The sequence below is a fragment of the Hallella mizrahii genome, assembly GCF_009695775.1.
GTDB classification, from domain to species: Bacteria; Bacteroidota; Bacteroidia; order Bacteroidales; family Bacteroidaceae; genus Prevotella; species Prevotella mizrahii.
The window spans coordinates 83211-105198 of record NZ_VUNG01000004.1; the positions used below are offsets into that span (position 1 = coordinate 83211).

Consider the following 21988-nt stretch of genomic DNA (forward strand, 5'->3'; position numbering starts at 1 on the left):
ACGCTACTTAGCAAACGACAAAGAATTAGGCAGAAAAACAAAAAAGAAGAAAATGTCGAAGGTGCATAAAGAACAGATAGAATGTCCACACTGCCATAGTATTGGCACGATGGAGATGATAGACGAGGTTGATGCAGACATCGATCCCGTACTTCGGGAGCGTGTGCTCAACGCACAGGCTTTCATCTATACCTGTCCAGAGTGCGGCTCTCGCATCCTTGTCGGCAACAGTCTGCTCTACCATGATGCACAGCATAGGTTCATCATCTTCTTCGACATGGAGCGTCCGGCGGATTATCATTACCAACCCCTAAAACTCTCCAAGAGCATCATAGAGGATTATCCGGACTACACGTTCCGCTACGTCACAGGCATGACTGAACTTCATGAAAAGATCATTATTCTTGAAAGCGGATTGAGCGATGTGGTCATCGAAAGGATGAAATATATGTTAGCGCATTACTCTCATCCAGACATAGCCCGAAAAAGTTACAAAATCCGTTTTGCCAACTATGACCCAGACGATAAGGATGATTCCGAATTCGGCACACTTAGTCTCTTCTATCGTGATAGCAATGACGAGGCTTATGGCATCAAACTGAACATGCGCCTTTACTATGATTTTAAACTTGCTGTCAAGCTCGACCCCAGAATGCATCCCCAAGGCTGCGTCATAGTGGATGAAGGATGGATTAGTCGCCAAATGAAAGGAGGTGCCTTATGAGTACCATTCAGTATGAAAATATCATTCAGTTGGAAGGTACAGCCAACAGTATCGTCTTCCGTAATGGAAAATGGGCCTTGGCTGATGCAGAAGGCAAGCCTTTGACGGACTTCTTGTACGACAAGATAGCACCTCTTGGAGAAGACTTCTTCAAGGCTGGCATCTATGTCAAGTCCAATGACGGCAGTCTGATAGTAGAATCTCTCGACACCCGAATGGTTTATGCCATTATAGACAAGACAGGGAAAACACATGTCGGTTTGGAGAAAGACTACAATTACATCAGTGATTTCCATGAAGGAGAGTGTACAGTGGCCAAGAATGGTCGCTGTGGAATCATCGACTTCGACGGAAATCTCATCATAGCCTGTAAGTACAAGTACGTACAGCCGCTTGGCGAGGGACACTACCTGCTGTCATCGGACGACCCAGACAACAGATATGCCATCATCATCGACAAGAACGACAACGTGCTTATCCCTTCAGATATGCAATTTAGGAGCATCGGCGAGTTTCATAAGGGCGTAGCCATCGCTTCCTATTCTACTACTGAAGGCTTGAGATGGGGATTGATTGATGATCGTGGCAGATGCATGGCCAACCTCAACTATCAGTACATACAGTATTGGAGTGACGGATATTACCTCGTTGAGCGTGGCTCAAAGAAAAATCTAATCAATCAAAAAGGAGAGCTTGTCTTGAACGAATGGTTCAATGACATTTACGAGATACATCATGGTTTCTTCATCTTTGGCAATACCATCCGTAAGACGAAAACCACTCCAACAAGGTATGTGCGTGGTGTTGCCTCGGTCCAAGGTGATATCGTCTTTCCCATGATATTCGAAAGGGTCAGGTGGTCAGACGACTATAGCTATATATACGCCGAATTAGGAACCACTCCTTACATACTGACTCTTGATGGAAGTATCTATGATCCGGCTGGCAGCAATCTGCCACAGAAGTTAGAAATCAACGACAAAACATTCCTCGAAAACACGCTCAACTGGGTGTTACCAGGCCTACAGTTCTTCTATCGTGACACAGATGCCATCAGCAACGCAAAGCAGATCTACCATAAGGGACAGACTCTGCGTGCCGGTTTCTATGTGGATGCCACCACAAAACTACTGAAGCCCCTGCATAGGACTCGCTTCATCATCGCCTCCGCCCATGCTGCCCGACTCTTTGAGATTGACAAGTATATAGAGGCAAATTCTAATGTAGGGAAATGGAATTTGGCCATATTCCACTACAACAGCTACTTCAAGGTCATGGATGTCTATGAGACTCCCACTTGCACCCAAGTATTTCTTCTCCATCTGCCTATGTCAGCAGCATTGCTGTTGGGCGATACTGATTTAAATTTCATCGATAAAGCATCCGGAACAGAAAAAACTTTGACACAACTGGCAAGACAGAGCCTTGATGATAAACTGACAATGGACTATCATCCTCGTTCTTTTGATGAAGATCTCTGCCAACGGATGAAAGCCCCGGTGGGATTGGACAACAGTCTTACACCTTACCCCCTGAGTGCAGAACCAGAGCCGTCGGATCAGAACGAGGCCGCTTTCAGTAACATGATTCATGAGATCGCCCAAGATGAGGACATCAACTATAAGGTAGAAGTTAAGGATAATTTCGATTGGACAGGGCCGAAGGGTACTGTGTGTGAAGGCTGCATCTATACGAGAGGCATTCCCGAAGACGCGAGCGGCTGCGGCAGACTGTTCAAAAAGTCTTTCCGCGAGCACGTTGTTAAGGGTTATTGCGAGTTTCGCAAGATCGACCTGTTCATTCCGTCAGAATTTGAGGAACGCCGGAAGCGAGAAACCATCGAAGCCTGTGAAAAGGCAGAGAAGCAAAGCGACGTGTTTGCCATAAGCCTATTGAGAGAGTTTGTAAAAGAGAAACTCGACGGCAATATCGACAAGTTGAGAACCTACGATTTATACTCGCTACGGAACGACGAGAAATATGGAAATTCAGATTTTGCACGTGCAAATATTGTCAAGGCCATTGTAGCCCTCGCCTTCGCAGATGTCTGGCCGGGCCTCAGTGTCCAGTCCATTGAGGAGTACAAGTATTGGGTGGATGCCATAAGCGATAATACCCGACTTCTTGGAGCAAGGATCCTCGACATGTATTACAAGGGACTTGAAAGCTGGGATGCACCGAAAGAACTGCAGCAACGTGCATTGGATTGCGGCAAACTGTTCTACAGCGTTGGAGACCTTATTGTCTGGCCGAACAAGATGAATGACTACAAGGAGGCATTCGACAGCTACTACGACGGTACAAAATACAAGGGCTATATGGATCAGTACCTGAATGCGATTTATTGCGCTATGACAGGACAGGCGCGGCCCGATTTTCACATGCAAGGTCTGCTGTACAAGAACCGAAAGGTAATGACAGCATACAAAGGGTATGATGGATTCAAGAGACTTGTTGACAATCTGTTTCTGACAGATTTCGTCGATGAAGAATATCAGCCGAAGCATATCTTTGCTGGAGTCTGGAGCTACATGAAGGGGCTGGACCAGCAGACATACTTCAAGGCTGTAGATGAATATATAGATTTCTGCAACGCTTTCATCCCTAAGCGTGCAGACAAAATAATAATGAAGTTAAAGCGTTTGTTAGACAACTAAAGACTATAAATATGGCACAACTATCAAGGCCCTTGCACGATGAGGGACCAGTAAATAGCGGTGAGAAGAGGTTGCAAAACTACCTCGTCAACAACCTGCCTGACAACTACTATGTGGTGCCAAACCTCAATTTGGCAAGCACCAGCCGTCATGTTACCAAATACTGGGAATATGACGTAATTGTGGTAGCTCCCCATGCAGTGTACCACATAGAGAACAAAGACTGGGGTGGAAATCTTGAAGGAGATGACTATGCCTGGTTCCGTAGTGGGCAGGAAGTGGCCAATCCCCACAAGACCGCAAACCTGAAGAGCCGGGTACTCGCATCGAAGATAAAGAGCGCCCATCCCGATTGGAACTTTGGGCAGATTATTACGCTCGTTACGTTGAGCAATCCAACTCAGACGAAGTTCGGACTTGACCCCAATAGCGAGACCTACAAGCAAACATTCACGTTGAATGAGAAGCTGATAGAGTTTATCACCGACTTCGATGGAATTGGCCGCAAGGAAGACTATATCACCAATGTCCAGAAGCCACTCGTGGGTTTCCTGACAGGACAGTCAACATCTCGCAACTATGCCAAGACGGAAATCTTCAACTACAAGATTGTCGAGACACTGCAGCAGACTGACGAGTTCACGGAATATCTCTGCGTGCCCAAGCTTATCAATACAGCCCAATACAAGATACGCGAATATCCTCTTGATGTAGAAGGCAAAAGCAAAGAAGAACTGGAGAAATTCAGCCTGCAGCTCAATAATGCGTATATAGCACAGGAGAAGATTGGCTCATCGCCGTTCGTCGTCAAGACGGAATATCGCACCAATGAAGAGAATACATATTATTACGAGATAAGCCGTTATCAGGACGAAAGCTCGTTAAAGGCTAAACTCCGTATCAAGACCTTCAAGCAACTGGACAAGGTAAACATTATCCTTGATGTAGCACATGGTCTTGCCACAGCCCATAAGGATAATGTATTCCATCGGAACGTATGTCCGGAGAATATCTATGTCTACGATGGCGGTCACGCTGCCATCGCCAACTTCGGTATGGCATGGTTCGTAGAGCATATAGACAAGAGCTTTACTGTAGCCAATTTCAGTGGTGACTCGCCCTATACGGCTCCAGAGCTGATTGGTAAAGATAGCGATGCCTTTGCCTCTACAGACTTATACAGTCTTGGAGTTGTCTTCTATGAGCTGATGACGGGTAAAGTGCCGTTTAAGGATGCCATAGCTTTTATCGCCCAAGGAGGTGTTCTGACAGAAGACCAGTTGCCAAGCCATGTCTGTAAAGACCTTCCCCAGTGGATGGATGAAGTGGCCAAGCATACCATCGTAGAAGATCCTGACGAAAGATGGACTGACGAGAAGTTCATCGATTTCATAACGAAGTCCATCGAAAGTGGGCAGAAGACACCTTCGCCGACCATAACTTCCACGAAAGACAAGGTGTACTTTCTAAAGGACATGAAGCCCGGCTTGAAGATCTCGCCCTCACTCACCTTACATGAGATGCTTGGCAAGGGCGGTTTCGGAAGAGTGTTCAAAGCTCACCATGACTTGCAGAACAAAGACTTTGCGGTAAAGATATTCGAGCGCGACTCATCCGTTGACAATGCAATCAATGAGTTCGAGGCGTTGAAGAAGCTTGACCATCCAAACATCGTCAAGTTCGTATGGAACGACCGCACCAGCCAAGGGTTGTTCTATACCTGTATGGAACTGCTTGAGGGTGAGAACCTGCAGAACTATGTAGAAGGAGACCTGCGCCTGCCGGTGGACGAAATCTATAATATGGCAGTTCAGATACTCTCTGCATTGGTGTATATGCAGGATAAAGTACCACCAGTGTTCCATCGGGATATAAAACCGAGCAACATCATGTGGGACAGGAAAAACACATTCAAGCTGATAGACTTCAATATCTCCACGACCACCGACGATAAATCGTTCGGCGGAACCTTGCCGTATATGGCCCCTGACCTTATCAAGTCAAGCCATGAGATAGACTGGGATTGCAGTGCAGACACCTTTGCGCTCGGCATCACCATCTACCAGCTGTTTGCCCATGCCTATCCATGGAGCGGTGGTGACCTGCGCCCTAAATTGATGCAAGAGTCAACAAACATACGCAAGTATAACGATAAATTGTCGGACAGAATGGCCGACTTCATTATGAAGAGCATCATTACCGATAAGACCAAGCGTTTTACATCGGCAAAGGAGATGCTTGCTGCTTTGGAGGAAATTGGCAAGGACGGCATCCTTAAGAACACCAATAAGGTAATGACCTTCAATAATAAGGAAGTTGAAACCGACTATGTTGACTATCTTAATTCCCTCTACAGTCAGAGTCATCATGGCAACAGCGGTACACGTGCAGGCAGCCGCCAAAATACTTATGACGACCTTACCTATAGCGAAACCAAACTTGACAAGGAACTCATTGCAGACATCAAGGCTTTGAAATACCGGCTCATCATCATAACAGGTAATGCAGGAGATGGTAAGACAGCCTTCATTCACCGCATAGAGGACATCGGCGTAAACAAGGAGACTATTGGCACCAATAATGGCTCTACGTTTGAAATTGATGGATTGAAATTTACCTCCAACTACGATGGTTCCCAAGACGAGGAAGAAAAGGCCAACGATATGGTGCTATCAGACTTCTTCCGCCCATTCAATGACAAGGTTGACTTCAGGGATGTTCCTGTAGGACGAGTCATTGCCATTAACGAAGGACGTTTGGTTGACTTCCTTTCCACCCATGAGAAACTGCGTGCCCTACAAGACAACATAGAGGATTACTTCTACAAGGAGGGACACACCGATCTGATTCCGGGTCTGATGGTCATCAACCTTAACCTCCGTTCTGTCACTGCTCGTGATGATGTCAATAAGACTCCAAGTCTGCTTGCCCAGCAAGTGAAGAAGCTGACGCGTCCCGACTTGTGGACGAAGTGTGCAGGCTGCCCCGTTGCCGACCGTTGCTACATTAAATATAATGTAGATACATTCCAAGACAGCAGTGTTGGAGATGAGGTCATCTTGAGACTTGAATGGATAGTAAGGCTTATAGTCTATAAACGTGAGCTGCACATCACGATGCGCGACTTGCGATCGATGATAGCGTGGATGCTTACTCGCGACTACTCGTGCGATGAGGTGAAACAACTGATAGAGTATGTCAAGACAGAAGACCTGCCGGAGTATTATTGGCAGTATTATTACTTCAATGTAACAGCTCCAGCGATTGGCATTGAACACAAAGCCTTCCCACTGCCGCCATTGTCTTCTTCAGACAGACTTGTAAAGCTGCTTCGCGAAACGGATATAGCAGAAGTCGCACTGCCAGCTTTTGACAGGGACTTGTACTATAAGGACAAGGAGACAGAGAAGTATCTTACATTTAGCGACCGCAAACGTTCGCTATTGGCAGAGTTTAACAATGCCAAAGCCATTCTTCCCTCATATGAGGAGAAAGACCCTGTGGTAAGACAGGTTCAGTCCCTGAGAGAGAAGACGTTCATACGCCATCAATATTTCGAGGGCGCATACGTTGACGGCTTTGATTTCCATCGCCGCCTACCTTATCGTCATGCAACTGACTTCTATAAGCAGCTGAATAACGAGAGTGCCAAGGATTTAGCTGAGACAAAGCAAACCATTGCAAAAGCCATATCAGCCAGCGAGGGTTGTGAAAATGCGAACATGACCAGCGATTATCTGCTGCTTGCCAGCAGCAATGCCAAAGACCCAATATCCAAGAGCTACAGACGTTTCCCCCTGGATGAGTTTGAGTTGTTTGTGAACAAGACAGAGCATTTAACCCGATATATCGAGTATGAAAGCGACAGTCTGACTTTCCGTCACAAGAAAGACCAGTTCATTCAACTGACGGTCGGTCTTGACCTTTTTGAGATGTTGCAATACATCGATGAAGGATTCAGTCCGTCGGTCAATGACCTTCGTGGAAAGTTCATAGAACTGCAGATATTCAAAAATCTATTGGAAGCAAAGACATACTCGGAGATTCTCGTCACCAAGGACAACCGGCGCTTCGCCGTTGTCAAGCTCGACGATCAGAAACGTATTGTCATAGAACCATTAACGATAGGAAAGGAGGCAGAAGCATGAGCCAAGTACTGAAATTAAAGAAGGGATCGGTCGCTGGTGGATTCATGAACAAGGATATACTCTTTGTCGATGTGAAGAGTGTACGCCTTGACCGTGTCCTGACTAACCTATTCCTGAAGATGTATGCCAACGGAGCACCACTAAGTCCTCTTGTAAGGAGAGGCGGATATGATATTGAGAATATCGAAGAGATTTTATGCAAGCTCGAAGAGAAAGGAAAGTTCAAGGGCGTTGTAGCCAATTCGGGTGCCGTGGAAGACTGGTTAAGAAGTTCCTTGCTTGAACTGGTCAACCGAGGCAATGTCGTGAAAGAGCATGTCGCGACGCTGAAGCCTCTTCATCTGTTGAGTTGGAGGTTGCAGAACACCAAGTATTGCCGTGACTACCGTGCCTCTGACCAACTTTATCTAATGCTGCATAGCAACCCTTCTGTTATGGCTGGCCTTGTCAGCTATCTTAGCAAAGGATGGGACAAGCATTCAGGCAACATAGTAAGCTCTGAGAATCTTGATGTAGATACTACTGGCATTCTCTATCTTACCCAGCCGATGAAGGAGAAGAATAACACAAGAAAGGAAATTGAATCAACTCCAGAGCCTTTCCTTAAAGAACAGGCAGCTTTATTCTGTGATGACATTCGTCGTTTACTTCTTTATAAAGATGTTCTTCCTCGGACCGTCTTCATAGACTATCTCCGTATACTGTGTGGTTTTCATCTGTGCCTTTACACATTGAAGCTTGTTTACCTCCTTCCCAAAATGGTGGTTGCAGGGACACGAGACATTCCCGACGACTGGTCGATGGTTGTTGATGTTACTGACAACCTGGACAGTCCGGTAGCTCCATACGCGTGTAGCGATATGGAAAGAACGGAGAATGGATATGGACGATACATACGGGCCACCTATATGATTGACTATGTTCAAAAGCGCAGGGGATGCAGTGTTGACGAAGCATTGCGTATATTAGCAAATGACAATAATCATTCTGATGGCTATTATGAGTCAGACTTGAACAATATTCGTGACGGGCTTCCAAAATCCAGTGAAACAGAATTCGATCAGGAAGATTTGAAAGAAATGCTGGAGTTGTTCCCTGAAGATGATTACTTCGACAAGTTGATACACATATTGGAGAAATCCAACTTGGGTGCAAGCCAACTACGCTTTACAAGGGACTTCGTAGATTCTGTTTCTATGAAGAACACCTCTTCCAAGCTGCTTGCCGACAGCCGTTCACGTCGTCATCCACGCCGTGGAGCATTGGGTTCTAAGTTGTTGGAGACCTTGGTACAATTACTTGTCATTCAAGACAAGCCCAATGGTGGTTTTGAGACGAGATCATTGTCAATTGATGAACTTGTAGAAGAGATTCGCAACCGATACGGTCTCATCATCAACGGGCTTGCAGAAGACCGCTTTGCTGAGACTGGAGTTGAAGCCAATGAAGCCTTCCGAATAAACATGGAGGCTTTCAAGGACAAGCTCCGCCAGATAGGTTTCTATACGGATATGAGCGATGCCTATATCCTACAGAAGATTCGTCCACGTTATAAATTAGAAAGCTAATGAATACGCAAATAAACACAATATATTACGATCGCTTCTTACAGCACATTGTAGAAAGCTACACCCCTTTGCTTAAATCTGCAAAGGACGGTCACTGCATGAAGATAACTGGGCTGGCCATGAAAGAGTTGACAAGACTCCTTCCGATGCTTCGCCCCATCAACCCAAATGTCTCTGTATATATTCTTTCAGAGACAGAGAATGGCGATGAGTACATCCATGCGTCAAAGCTCATAGAGCTACGCAATGACCCTGAAAAGTCAGTACTCATTCTCGTTCCGTCGAATAGCCGCACATCGGCAGAAGATTCATACGGAGACGCAACATTCCAGAACCTTTCTGTAGCTGAGCTGCAAGACTCTTTCTTAGGCTCCTTGATCAACGACATTCCACAGGATAAGTTGCATTGGTGGACCCAAATATGGGAGTTGCTGAAAGAAATAACAGTTACAAAGGCTGCATTAACGAATTATATCCTTTACCTTGAACTTCACGACTACAGTGATGAAGCATGGGGTAACGGGCTTTATCTGTTTGGACTTGTGCCTGACAGAGAACTTATTAAGGAAGCTTCCTCCATTAGGCGCCGGTTCATGATCAACTTGGAGAAAGTCTCATCAGCCTTGGGCGATTTTTCTGTGACGGCTTCAGACAGAATAATGGAGCTGCCACTAAAGAAAAATACTAAGCAACGGGAGCTGATGGTTTATCTTACTGGTGAAGGTGACTTTGATGACTGTCTTTCTCTTTTTGAGGACATTGAAGAGAACCATCCGGAGTTCAACTATGCTGCATTACCATTAAATATAGACGACAAAGGAGACATATTTATCAGAGTTGACATACAACCGGGCAAAGACCAGAAGAAAGAACTCGTAAAGTCTGATGATGGCTCCTACGTTATTAACATTTTGCAAGACAAGAAAGGAAAGATATCCTTTAAAGTCATAACAGACCCTTCTCCCAAGGATGATCCTGATATCGTAGCCTTTGAGATAGCCATCATTCGCGTGGAGGATTTCTCTGAGTGGGGTGTCTTGAAGAAGACCAAAGTCGGCAAGAACAAGAACGGCAGTAGACGTATGTCTGTAAGTCTGCCGTTCGGAATGCTTGAAGACGGCGAATACATGCTTCGCGTCAGGGCTGTAGACGAGAATGGTATCGTGCTTCCAACAAAGAAAGTATTTAGAGAGGAAAGAGTCCAGGCTTCATGGGAAGACGCGTTGGAAGAAAATCCTAATCTCAACATCGACCAATATCGCACGGATAACCATGTGGCCTATAGCAATGAGTCTGAGGTGTTCTCTGTTATCACTTCAGAAGATCCGGTAGATGCCAGTAGCACTGTTGACAAACGTGCCAAAGTTGACAGCATTACCCAAGCGCTAATCAACTATCGCATTTCCCATCTCATAAAGAAAGAAGCACTTGAGATACCCGACGACAACATAGACAGGAATGCATGGAAAAAAGGCAATCTGAACAATACTTATCAGTTTGACTTCGGTACATCGTATGCCTATCAGATTCAGTTACCGAAGAAGCTCATACAACTTGAGCGTTGCTTCCTTGACCACGAAGATCAATTCGGATTTGTCGAAGCTCAGCTCAGTGCCAATCCAACTGATATCAAGCTTCTTGACCCGACAGACACCGCTATCCAAACGCCCAAGTTCGCCAGTACCACGAAAGTGGACATCCCTGATGATTTGGTCGCTCTTAGACAGGAATTATTCGTACTCATCAAAGAGTCAGCAACTGACGGTGATGAGAATGCTGGCCTTACCTGCACCTTCGATTTTGCTAAGAATATTGCAATTGTCAAGAACTATTTGCTATCTTACACAAGTTGGCTAAACGCATTGGCAGACCAAGACCTTGATGAAGAATCCTTAGCAGAAGTTCAGAACTTGGACACCGTTCTGCTCAAAGTGGAAATGCCAGATGCTACAGGCAAGTTTACGAACGTCAAGCTAATCACCCCACTACATCCGCTCCGACTTGCTTGGATTGTCAATCTTTATGAGCTATACCAGGATTGGGAAGAACGTACCCAAGAGGACTTCAAACGATACAAGTCAGCATGGTATAGAAAACTCGACAAGCTATTCCAAGGAGAATTACCTCTTGACGTAGCTCCACTTGTGCTTACAGACAAGTCGCTGGAGCAGGCATATCAATACATAGGTGAACTTACCTACGGTTGGGGCGCGTACTCACAGCCTCTCTTTGCAGAAGAGAATACATTTGCCGGCAGCTACCGTCAGCTAAAGTCGTATGTGTCAACATTACTGAACATCACACAGGACAAGCGAATAGATAGCGATGTTAGCGCAGCACTGGTGACAAGACATATTGCGAATTATGTCCTGTCCCATCCTTATACCAACAAACTCGTCATCAACCTGTTCAATGCAGGTGATGCATCTGTGTTTGCCAAAGCACTGGTGACTCTTGAAAAAATAGGATTGGGGGGTGAGTTGTCCTACGAGGTCAGACTATTCTCTGACGAGAATGTCCTTATGTCTGGGGAAGCTTTCCGTGATTTGCTTGATCCAGAATCTCAGCTTGCAGAAGAAGCAGAAGTGTTCTCACAGGCATCAGCAAACAGACTATTCCCCAAGCTCCGTTTCTCTCTGAATAAGATAGAAGAGTTCATTAATAATCACGACAAATATCAAGCGCATTTGTCGTTCTTAGTCAATCCGTTTGCAGTACATACGGAACTGGTACGTCCCGATGAGCTTAGTCGCTCTTTCTATTTGAACGGAACCATCTGCCGCGATGTCATAGACTCGCACAGAGAAGGCAAGGCATGGATATGGAATCGTTATGTGTCAAACAAAGTCATTCCAAACCCGGTAAACGAATTCTCCAATACCGAGGTTAATATTTTCGGTAAGTTGCAAGATGCAACAAGCAAGTTGCTCTCCACGACGCAAAAGGAGTCTATACCAACCACGACGCTACGTCTTCAAGAAAAAGACACAATGATGATTGGCTTTGTCCACGACTGTAGCGACTGGGTGATAACGTTCGACAAGAACATGGGACCGGAGTTCTATGACCTGCCTTGTACAGAGAAGAACGATGTGCCTTATCTTTTGGACTATGTTCCCGGTGAGGAGACAACAGGTATTTCTTCTTATCTGACCGCGAGACCCACCAGCGAGATAGCTGCCTTCGTAGTGCCATTGTTCAAAGACTATGGCATAGATTTGACACAATATGACAACTTCAAGGAAATTCTTGAGGACATACGTTCTGTGAGCAGTTCTATCATCATGCAGGTGAATGCCACGAAATCCAAGGCTTTTGAGGTGATAGGGACAACACTTTGCAAACGGTTCCTTGACAAGAAACATATCACTAAAGAGTCTTTCCTTATTCCTATCGACTTGCACAAGGAGTTGTTTGAGGATTTGGATTCGCAGTCCAAGGAACGCGCCGACAATCTCGTGGTGAAGATGAATCCTGATAAAAATGAGATAGTCTTTACTGTAGTAGAGATCAAATGCCGCAATGCGGTCTATCAAAAAGACGAATTACATGCCAAGATAGTAGAACAGATTCAAAATACGATACTGGCGTTAAAGAGTCATTTTGAAATTGCTACAGATGGTCATGACCGTCTTGACAGAGAACTGAAAACTCTTGAACTGCGTACGCTGTTAGAGTTCTACATACGTCGTTCGTTGCGCTATGGTCAACTCGACCCTAACGTAGCACAAAGCTATCTCGAATTCTTGAGTAAGCTGGATGATGGTTATACATTACGGTTTAAGCAACTTGGCGTTATCTTCGACTTCCAACAGAACGAGAGGCAAAAGAAAGACTTTTACGGCGAAGCCGTGGTATACACTATGGGCAACCCCGTAATAACTGAAATCCTTGACAAAAAGAGTTCGCTTGACACTGCCGATCTTGAAGATAAAGACAAGGAGTTTGTAGACTTTTTCGAGCCAACAGATGTAGTGACAAACGTGGATAGTATTGAGCTGAAAAAGCCTCAGGATGAAGTGCAGACACACGTAGACACAGTGGCAGACGGTTTATCTTCCCAACCAATACAGACGATAGAGAGTCAGCCTTCCGTCAAGTTCGATGAGCATGAGGATGACGAGAAGCCTGTTGAGTCAGAGACATCCTCCAAGCCTGTCGCACCTGTGCCTACGCCAGAACAGGAAAAGTCAACGACTCAACCAGAGCTGCAGACAACAGTAGAGCCGCCATTCCAAGTAGAGCCCAAACAACCTGTAGCTGCAGACCCGAACTATGTCAAGCCATCATACGACCTGATGATAGGCGCAGGGCAAGAAACACCACAATATGGCATCTTAGGTAAAATGGTGAGCAATGGACGCAAGGTCGCTCTGGACTTAGATGGTTGTAATACCATAAGTCTATTTGGTGTTCAAGGTGCTGGCAAGAGTTATACCATCGGTTCTGTTGTGGAAATGACGCTCAAGCAGTTCTCTAATATCAATGTACTGCCATCACCATTGGCTGGTGTTATCTTCCACTATAGTGACAGCATGGATTATGCGCCAGAATTCACATCCATGGTATATCCAAATGACGAAGCCGGACAGCTGGCAAAGCTCAAGGCAGAATACGGAGCAGAACCAGGAAGCATAAAGGATGTGGTGCTTTTAGCTCCAGAAAGTCAGGTAGAGACCCGTAAGGCTGAATACCCAGACTTGGAGATTCATCGCATCGGTTTCGATTCTTCAGAGCTCGGCGTAAAGGAATGGATGTTCCTGCTAGGTGCAATGGGTAATGACTCCACGTATATCAAGGAGTTGAAACAGATTATGAAGGGCTGTAGAAATAATATGTCACTGGAAAACATCCGAAAAGGTGTTGAGGACAGCCCATACATGTCAACATCTCAAAGGACATTGGCAACGCAAAAACTCGATTTTGCCTCTGACTACATCACAGATGGCGTAAAACTCCAGCAGTTTATGAAGCCTGGACGGTTGATTATCGTGGACTTACGTGATGAATTCATAGAGAAGGACGAAGCATTGGGCTTGTTCGTAGTTATGCTGAACATATTCTCTAATGCAAAAGCTGTAAATGGACAGAAGTTCAACAAGTTTATTGTCTTTGACGAGGCACACAAGTACATGAACAATAAGGACCTTGTGGACTCCATTACGACTGCGATTAGAGAAATGCGACATAAGGGCGTGTCAATCATGATTGCCAGCCAAGATCCGATGAGCCTGCCTACGGAAATCATAGAATTGAGTTCTATCGTCGTCTTGCATAGGTTCAGCTCACCAGCCTGGGTCAAGCATGTGCAGAAAGCCATTACGCCGCTGCAAACATTGACTGCTACTGAGATGGCCCAACTCGGCTCTGGCGAGGCACTTGTCTGGGCAAGCAAAGCTACGGACAAAACCGTAACGATGCGTCCGATAAAGATAAGTATTCGTCCACGTGCAACCAAACATGGTGGTGATACGATTTCAGCCGTTAACAAATAACTGAATGGAGATATACCAATATACAAACAAAGGCCAAAGAAAGGAGAACCAAGACTATACAGTCTATAAGGTTCTCCCCTCTGGTGACAGCATATTTATAGTTGCCGATGGCATGGGAGGTTATTCTTACGGAGATGTAGCCTCTCATGTCGTTGGTGATTCGATTGCTTCTTTTGTTGAAGCAAATATTGATAAGTATGAACCTCAAACCTTGTTGGAAAACGCTATCAAAGGGGCTAATGAAGCATTAATGCAGAAGCGCCTGTTGTTGAATGTCCGTAAGATGGGGACAGTAGTATCTGTAGCAATGATAAAAGGTGGTGAACTATATGTCACATGGCTTGGAGACAGCCGTGTTTATTTATTCAATGGGGATGATATGGTTTTCAAGACCGAAGACCATTCTTTGCTTAATGAGATTAAGACGAAAAGGCCATTAAGTGCATCTACGATTGAAAGATATGCAGGTGTTGTAACCAAATGTATAATGGGTGATGACGACTTGGGGGAGATTCCTGTGAAAGTAATACCCATTACTAAGGGCGAAACGATCGTACTTTGCACGGATGGTTTCCATAAGGAAATGGATATACAATGGGCTCTGAATTATAATACAGCTTTAAAAGAAACGCTGGATGCCAAATCCAACTACGCTTCTGATAACTATTCATTTATAAAAGTCGCAATTTAATATGATATTGAGTCAAGACATCATCAAGGACATCAAGGGAAAGTCAAATTTAATGTTTGATAAAGCTTCTGATTTTAATGTTCTTACAGATAAAATCAGCAAAGAGACCGGGCGTACTATCGGACTAACCACTATAAAGAGGCTTTTCGGCTATATAGATGATGACCGCAAGACCAGCCAATATACCTTGAATACCCTTGCGCTATATCTTGGCTTCAGTGACTGGAATGAATATTCTAGGTCAAAGAATCTTGATAGCGACTGGAATTTTGACACAGACAAAGTTCTAATAGCAGAGCAGACTATTGGGACTATGATTCATGTTAAGTATCTTGACAGAATCGTTACATTCGTAGTTACCGAATATGACAATCAGAAGGTACTACGAGTGGAGAAAGCTGAAAATAGCAGTTTGAAAGTTAACGATATCTTGTTCGTGAACAGTCTTCAAGTAGGTAATATTATAGAAGCCGACAAAGTCATCCGTGGTAAAAATATTGGAAATTACCGCACTCATGGAGAAATATCGGAAATGCATGTAGAGTAATATTCAAATTGAATGGACAAAAATGGATGGCTTTAATTGTTTGAAGTAAAAGAATTTTTGTCTAAATTTGCAGTGTTACTTAAACTGTCATGCCTATGATAAGCATCGAAGATGTTATAAGAATAACGATAGAAGCTCATGAAGGACAGAAGGATTTAGATGGTAAGCCCGAAATCCTCCACCCTTTAGCTGTGGGCCTCGCAGGTACAAACCGCGAGGAAGTCATTACTGGCTTTTTGCACGGTGTCGTAGAGGATTCTAAATTGACATTGTCAGATCTTCGTAAAAAGGGTGTTGATGAAGATGTCATTATCGCTTTAAAGCTTCTTACTCATGATAAGAGCAAGATAACATATGAAGAATACATTAAGGGAATAGCCCTATCTGGAAATAGCACTGCTATACATGTCAAGTATAATGATTTGCGGAATAACCTACAACGTGGATTGGCTGGTAATCACATGAAACAAGTAAGGAAGCATGAGGCAGCTCTGCGAATTATTGAGCCATTGATTAAGGACTAAAAATTATGACTGCAATGATTAAAAGACTATTTTCTGCAATTATACTGGCAACTTTTTCAATGGCCTTAAACGCTCAAGGCTATTGGAAATTGGAGAGTAAGACAGATGACTATACAATGGAAAAGGAATATCTTATCAGTCATTACTCAAGAGGTCTAATAGATGCTATCTATTTCGTAAACGATGAGAATTTAAAAGTTATAAGGGACTATAAAGGACTGACCTACTTTGATACCTGCTGGAATGCTGCCGTCTATAATGATGGCAAGATAGATGATTATACAGGTACGATCTACTGTAGACTCATTAATTCTGGCGACGATTATGAGGAGTTCAAATTAGATGATATGACTATTTCATACGATGGTTATGCTGGTGATGGGAAAATTGACACTAATGGCTTCTTCAGCTATTTCTACATTGCCTGTGAACCGGAACAACTCAAAAAGGCAAACTATATAACGTTCCAGTATTATGATAAGATTTCTAAGCAAACAATTAGTAGAAAAATCAGCCTCGCTGGATTTACTAAAGCGTATAATTCTATAAGGTATTAACTTAAAGCTAACAAGAATATGAAGAAGATTTTACTTTTCATGCTGCTGAGCATGTTCTGCTTAACATCATTTGGGCAGACAAATAATGAAGCAGCGAAGAAGTTGACCAAGTTTGAAGAGTTTACCTCTAAGACTGGTCGAATTACCAAATTCGTGGATGTTAATATGCCAAGAATTTCTGAAAGTTTTCTTGGCTCATTGGTTACAGGTATCAGAACCATTATGGGATCAGACAGGAATGCCTATTTCTATCGCATAGAAGAACCAGAGACAGACCGGCGCGTGGCACATATTGCAATGATTGAATATTCCGACTTGGTTGAGGTCAACAAAGCTTTAGCCAAATTAGTTGGCGAAGTGGATGCTGATTGTAACGCAAATCCTGACTATCTGGAGAATAAGTTTGTAACCGATGATGGTTTTGAAGTAGGCTATTACGTCTCTAAGGGAAAAGCTAATTGGTATCTGAAATTGGAAAGGTATGAAAGTAGTACTGTATTTGTGAAGAACGCAGAAGAACTCACCAGCAACTTCACTGCCGCACAAAAGAAGATAGAAGAGCTTCGAGTACAGTACGGAAAATAGTGTTATCATATAAAACATATAAAGGAAAGAATTATGAGTCTAGTTGACCATGAAGGGGAAGTAGTATATCCCTATTCAAAGAAAACAGTGTTTAATGCTGTCATGGAAGCTGCTAACAATATAAGTGGCCTTTCATTAGATAGCGCAGACGAACTGAGCGGCAGAGTAACTTTCAAAGCAGGTGTAAGTCTTGCAAGTTGGGGTGAAAACATTCCAGTACAACTTGAAGAGATTGGTGCAAATCAGACTAAGATGAAAGTGCTCTCAACACCTAAAACAGGCATTATGTTTGGAGGTGCTATGGACTTTGGAAAGAATCGACAGAATATTGAGAAAATCATTAATGCTGTATCCAATGCCTTGGCCAATAAGCCAAAAGAACAGATTAATGTTGAAAATACAGGGTCTACGGCTGATGAACTTCTTAAACTCAAGAGTCTTTTAGACCAAAAGATCCTGACCCAAGAAGAATTCGATGCTCAAAAAGCGAAACTGTTGTCTCAATCAATAGAAGCACCTGTTGCTCCACAAGAATCATCGAATGTTGACTCAAAAGAAAGCAAACCAATACATATCGAATCTTCTGGAAAAGACAATACTATCACATACGTAGCTATCGCAGTCGGAATAATTGTTTTCCTGTGGATGTTAATGGCAATGATGTAATAGTTTCGAATAATCCATCACAAGCACTGGTATGTCACAGCTATAAAGCTTAAACATACCAGTGTTAATGATGATCTCATTGTATTTCTTTATCTGAAGAAGGAAATTGAATAAAGAAACCTCCATTTGAGACACTATACGCCAAGCATAGCCACTAGCTCTTCTATATATTTAAGCATGGTTGCCGTGCTCCATTTCCCACCATCTTTGGTTCTCACCTTCTTGTATTTTGAGAGGTATCGGAATATAGCCTTGTAAGAATATTTCTTGTTTAGTTCCAACTTGACAAACTCATTCTTAACCCTTGTCGTTATGACAACAGAGAGAAAATTAATCAGTTCGGTGGCATATACGCTGTAGTCTGAATGCACGTTTACCGTGTCACGGTCGATGATATTCTTGTAGAGCCAGAACAGAGTCTCCACAGACCACCGCTGAGAGTAAGCCAAATAGACGGTCAATGGGTCAAGGTCAGCTTTTGACTTGAAGACAATCAGGCCGAACAACCCTTTCCTCTCGGCATAGTTTTCTGCCTTGAAGTTGTCTTTCTTGTTGGCATTCTGCACATATCCAATCTCCTGTTCGGAGGCAGCTTTCGGGTCGCGGAAAGAGTAGAGGTACTTGCCGTTTGACATTCTTTGCTTCTTGTAGAGAATCGTGCCGTCCTTATAGTCCTTCAATGGCATTGTCGGCTCATCCATCTTGTAATTCTTTATGAACGCCGAGTTCTGCTTTAACGGTATCAGGTATGCAAGTCCTTCCATCTTATCGACTTTCTCAAAAAGCTTGTCGTTGTAGAAGCCCTTGTCGAAGACCATCAGACCGTTCTTAATCTCATACTCCGCTACAAAGTTGTCTATCGCCGTCTGATCCAGCATGTTGCCTGCGTAAGGCTTTGCCGCAATGGGCTCACGCGTCAATGGGTTGAAAGCATACAGCAGGCTGATGTCCTTGGAGCCCTTCTTCGCTCCCTTTCGCGAGAACTCCGACAGACTCCCCGTCTTGGCATTATAGTCCTTGAGCATGCCATCGATGACCATGTTACCGCCGGTAAAGGAGTTCACCCTATTGCGCATGAACTCACAGATAAGGGAGTATGCTTTACCTATCTCCACAAGAAATCCGGACACTGCCGTCTCAGACAAATGGACTCCCGGATACATCTCTGATGCAAATGAGCAGAGGTACTGTATCTGCAAGTCACGGTTCATGATGTCTCCATATGAAGCACGGAGCAAAGCTATGACATAGAGGCGCTTCGCATCGTCAAGACTCCAAACCTTGGCGAGTTCTTGAAGAAGTCCACTGCCGTACTTGTCACAGAGAGCAACCTCTCCATAATCCTTTATATCCACTTGATTCTTCTTGCGCCTGTACGAGCCCTCGACAAACTTGCCGTTTACAATTTCTCCTACTGTACCTAGGTCCACGGGGACAGGCTTGCCGTTAATTCTTTTGCTTGTCCTTTTTATGACGACAAATCGACTGCCTCTCTGTCGTACTATCGTACTCTTGGGGCGGACGACCGACAATATCTCTTCTGGAATAGCCATAAACGCGTATAGTATCTATATTATTATAAGAACTATACAAAGGTACAAATAAACAGCCATATCTGCAAGAAATTAGCAACAATATTGCTAAAAGTATTTATGCGGAGACTAAAATAAGGGGAGTTTAAGCGGGCTTACTACAAAAGCAAGCCCTTGCTAAGCCAGAAACGGCAAAGCAAGGGCAAAATTGTATAGTGTCTAGAATGGAGGTTTCTTTAATTGAACTTTTGTTATCTTCCCCATCTCCTTTGCTGGCTCTGATCGTCGTCCACATCGTTCACATTCATGCCATGTCCGACTTCGTTTTCACGATTGACATCCTTTGATCCGGCCTGACTATCCATCGCATTGCTGATTGCAGGACTGGAGCCAGTGGAAGATGACTGCCGTGGATGTTCTATCTTGGGGTGATGAGTGCTAACGTGTTTGACAATGCCTCTTGACTCCAGGTAGTTGTCATGGAGTTGACGAACAACAGACTCGCGCAAGGTGATGGTTTCACCGTTCCATGATATCGTTCCTCTGTGAATGCGCGTACCAAACTGCCGATAGAGGACGCGGTTGATGTCCGCTGTGGTGAGCTTCGGATTGTCAGTCAACAGATTGTCGATTGTTTGCTCAATCTTTGCAAAGCGAGTGACAGCATCCTCGAACTGGAGAAGTTCCTTGATACTGAGAAACTCGCCACCTTTGAAGATGGTCTTGTTCTTGTGGTCAACAACGATATAACCATAAGGCGTGTCTGCCTTACCGACAAAGACAAGACTGATACCGAACTTACGCTTCATATGTGCGGCAAGTTCTTCCTTATTGGCAGACAGGTTGCGGTACTTTTGCAGGATGGCACGTAGTTGCCGGCGGCGTTTGTCGTCAGGCTTGTTCTCTTTCTGTGCCTGCTGCATGATGAGTTGCACCTGTATTGTTCCCAACTCTTCACCGTTTCGGTAGAGGTGAACCATTGGCTTCTCTTCGTCATCCTTGCACTCATAACCCAGACTCTCCATGATGGCACAGAATTGAGCTTTGGAAGTATAGCGATAAGTAAGCGCATCCTTGGCAATATCGTTAACTTCCGGCTCCTGCCTTTGGCCAGTGTATTCCTCCATGATTTTCAGCGTCGCTGCACGTGAACGCCGTTTCTCATGGTTGTGGTCTATCTTATGACCATCGGGTGCCACACGGGAAGTAATGATATGGATGTGGTTATTGTCGGTGTCGTGGTGAGCATAGACCAGCAGCGGCTGCCCTTCTTCGGCATAACCCATCTCCTTGAGATAACGATGGGCAATATCAAGAAGCTGCTGGTGGGTGTACTCTGTTCCCTTGCAGCTGACAGCCACATGGAACTGGGCGTTTTGGATGTGTGTGTTCCTTGATGAGTAGTCTATAAAGAACTGCCGGAGCTTTTCGGAAGTGAAAGATTCCTGTCTAAGTCCGAAAATGTTCTGAGCCTCTAAGAGTGTAGCCACCCCTTTCTCAACCTTCATTTCATTGTAGGCGACGGCATGGAAGTTGGTTGAGGATGGAAGAATGGTGATAATCATATCAAAAGAGTCAAAAGGTTCATGTTTCTTCTTGTTTGTCGTGGATGGCATCCAACTCAGCCTTGATACTCCTTATTGCTTGGATAGCATTTCGAGTCTCAGGGATTAGGATGCTGCGGAAGTAACTCTCAGTGAGCTCACCGGCTATGGCCAGCTCGTTAGCGCGGTGCATACACTGATTGAAATTACCACCCAACCAAGAGAGCTGTTGTTGATATTTTTTATAGAACTGCAGGAGCGACTCCATCGTCTTTATCTTCCCTCTTGTCCTTTTGTCATCGAAGCGTCGGACGGCATCACGCACCATGACACTCACATTTCCTCCATAGTTTTTTGCTTTGTTCTGGAACATCTGAGCCTCTTCATCTGTGAGACGGATTTCCAAACGGATACATTTCTTCTTCATACGTGGTTGAATGGTTTATAGTTCATCTAATAAGGATAAGGGAGTTGCGACCGTTAATCCGCCCCAGCTCCGCTGGCAAGTGACTTTTGAAGTATACCGAGGTGCTAACCGAGGTGTACGTACAAAAGTACAACTTGCTACTCCCAAATGACTGCCGTAGCGGTGGCAAAGCCTGTTATTAGGGTAAAAGTTCCGATTTACAAGTAGATATGCTTCGTTCTTCATGTTGGAGTGCTCAATATTCCAATAGCGTAAGTGAATTCGTCCTAAAAGTATGCACCATCGTGTCATCACCAAACTCAGTATTTTACTGGCTCGAACCA

At 44.3% G+C, this 21988-nt stretch carries 14 protein-coding genes; 11 read left to right on the top strand and 3 right to left on the bottom strand.

Features of this window, described 5'->3' with window-relative positions:
• Window positions 1-52 precede the first annotated feature (52 nt).
• The 11 genes from FYJ73_RS02990 to FYJ73_RS03040 all read left to right on the top strand — a co-directional run bounded on the left by FYJ73_RS02990 (window position 53) and on the right by FYJ73_RS03040 (window position 18162).
• Window positions 53-724 carry a CpXC domain-containing protein gene (locus FYJ73_RS02990; RefSeq protein ID WP_154533233.1) on the top strand — a complete coding sequence of 224 codons (672 nt, stop codon included), beginning with the start codon at window positions 53-55 and terminating at the stop codon, window positions 722-724.
• Window positions 721-3381: a WG repeat-containing protein gene (locus FYJ73_RS02995; protein ID WP_154533234.1), complete on the top strand. Its 2661-nt coding sequence runs from the start codon at window positions 721-723 to the stop codon at window positions 3379-3381. The genes FYJ73_RS02990 and FYJ73_RS02995 overlap by 4 nt, the downstream gene beginning before the upstream one ends.
• A gap of 11 nt (window positions 3382-3392) precedes the next feature.
• Window positions 3393-7529: a methylation-associated defense system protein kinase MAD6 gene (mads6, locus tag FYJ73_RS03000; RefSeq protein WP_154533235.1), complete on the top strand. Its 4137-nt coding sequence runs from the start codon at window positions 3393-3395 to the stop codon at window positions 7527-7529.
• Window positions 7526-9097 (top strand): methylation-associated defense system protein MAD7, encoded by a 1572-nt coding sequence (gene mads7, locus FYJ73_RS03005; protein WP_154533236.1) that lies wholly within the window; start codon window positions 7526-7528, stop codon window positions 9095-9097. Before mads6 ends, mads7 begins: the two co-directional genes overlap by 4 nt.
• Entirely contained in the window at window positions 9097-14592 is a 5496-nt protein-coding gene (gene mads8 / locus FYJ73_RS03010; protein ID WP_154533237.1) for a methylation-associated defense system ATP-binding protein MAD8, read from the top strand. The genes mads7 and mads8 overlap by 1 nt, the downstream gene beginning before the upstream one ends.
• Window positions 14593-14596: 4 nt before the next feature.
• The gene (locus FYJ73_RS03015; protein ID WP_154533238.1) at window positions 14597-15283 is read left to right on the top strand and encodes a PP2C family protein-serine/threonine phosphatase; all 687 of its coding nucleotides are present in this window, start codon (window positions 14597-14599) and stop codon (window positions 15281-15283) included.
• Between the two features lies 1 nt (window position 15284).
• A complete protein-coding gene (locus FYJ73_RS03020) occupies window positions 15285-15830 on the top strand; it encodes a hypothetical protein (RefSeq protein ID WP_154533239.1) in 546 nt (181 codons plus the stop codon).
• Window positions 15831-15925: 95 nt separating this feature from the next.
• Complete coding sequence (locus FYJ73_RS03025; protein WP_154533240.1) at window positions 15926-16354, top strand: hypothetical protein; 429 nt, start codon at window positions 15926-15928, stop codon at window positions 16352-16354.
• 5 nt (window positions 16355-16359) lie between these two features.
• The gene (locus tag FYJ73_RS03030) at window positions 16360-16911 is read left to right on the top strand and encodes a hypothetical protein (RefSeq protein ID WP_154533241.1); all 552 of its coding nucleotides are present in this window, start codon (window positions 16360-16362) and stop codon (window positions 16909-16911) included.
• A gap of 18 nt (window positions 16912-16929) precedes the next feature.
• Entirely contained in the window at window positions 16930-17496 is a 567-nt protein-coding gene (locus FYJ73_RS03035) for a hypothetical protein (protein ID WP_154533242.1), read from the top strand.
• 33 nt (window positions 17497-17529) lie between these two features.
• A complete protein-coding gene (locus FYJ73_RS03040; protein ID WP_154533243.1) occupies window positions 17530-18162 on the top strand; it encodes an SHOCT domain-containing protein in 633 nt (210 codons plus the stop codon).
• A 134-nt stretch (window positions 18163-18296) separates the two neighbouring features.
• Here FYJ73_RS03040 and FYJ73_RS03045 read toward each other — a convergent pair whose 3' ends face one another.
• The 3 genes from FYJ73_RS03045 to FYJ73_RS03055 form a co-directional block, all read right to left on the bottom strand.
• Window positions 18297-19715: a transposase gene (locus FYJ73_RS03045; protein WP_154533244.1), complete on the bottom strand. Its 1419-nt coding sequence runs from the start codon at window positions 19713-19715 to the stop codon at window positions 18297-18299.
• A 230-nt stretch (window positions 19716-19945) separates the two neighbouring features.
• Window positions 19946-21259, bottom strand: a complete 1314-nt coding sequence (locus FYJ73_RS03050; RefSeq protein ID WP_154533245.1) for a relaxase/mobilization nuclease domain-containing protein — start codon at window positions 21257-21259, stop codon at window positions 19946-19948.
• A gap of 19 nt (window positions 21260-21278) precedes the next feature.
• Window positions 21279-21665: a plasmid mobilization protein gene (locus FYJ73_RS03055; RefSeq protein WP_154533246.1), complete on the bottom strand. Its 387-nt coding sequence runs from the start codon at window positions 21663-21665 to the stop codon at window positions 21279-21281.
• Window positions 21666-21988 lie beyond the last annotated feature (323 nt).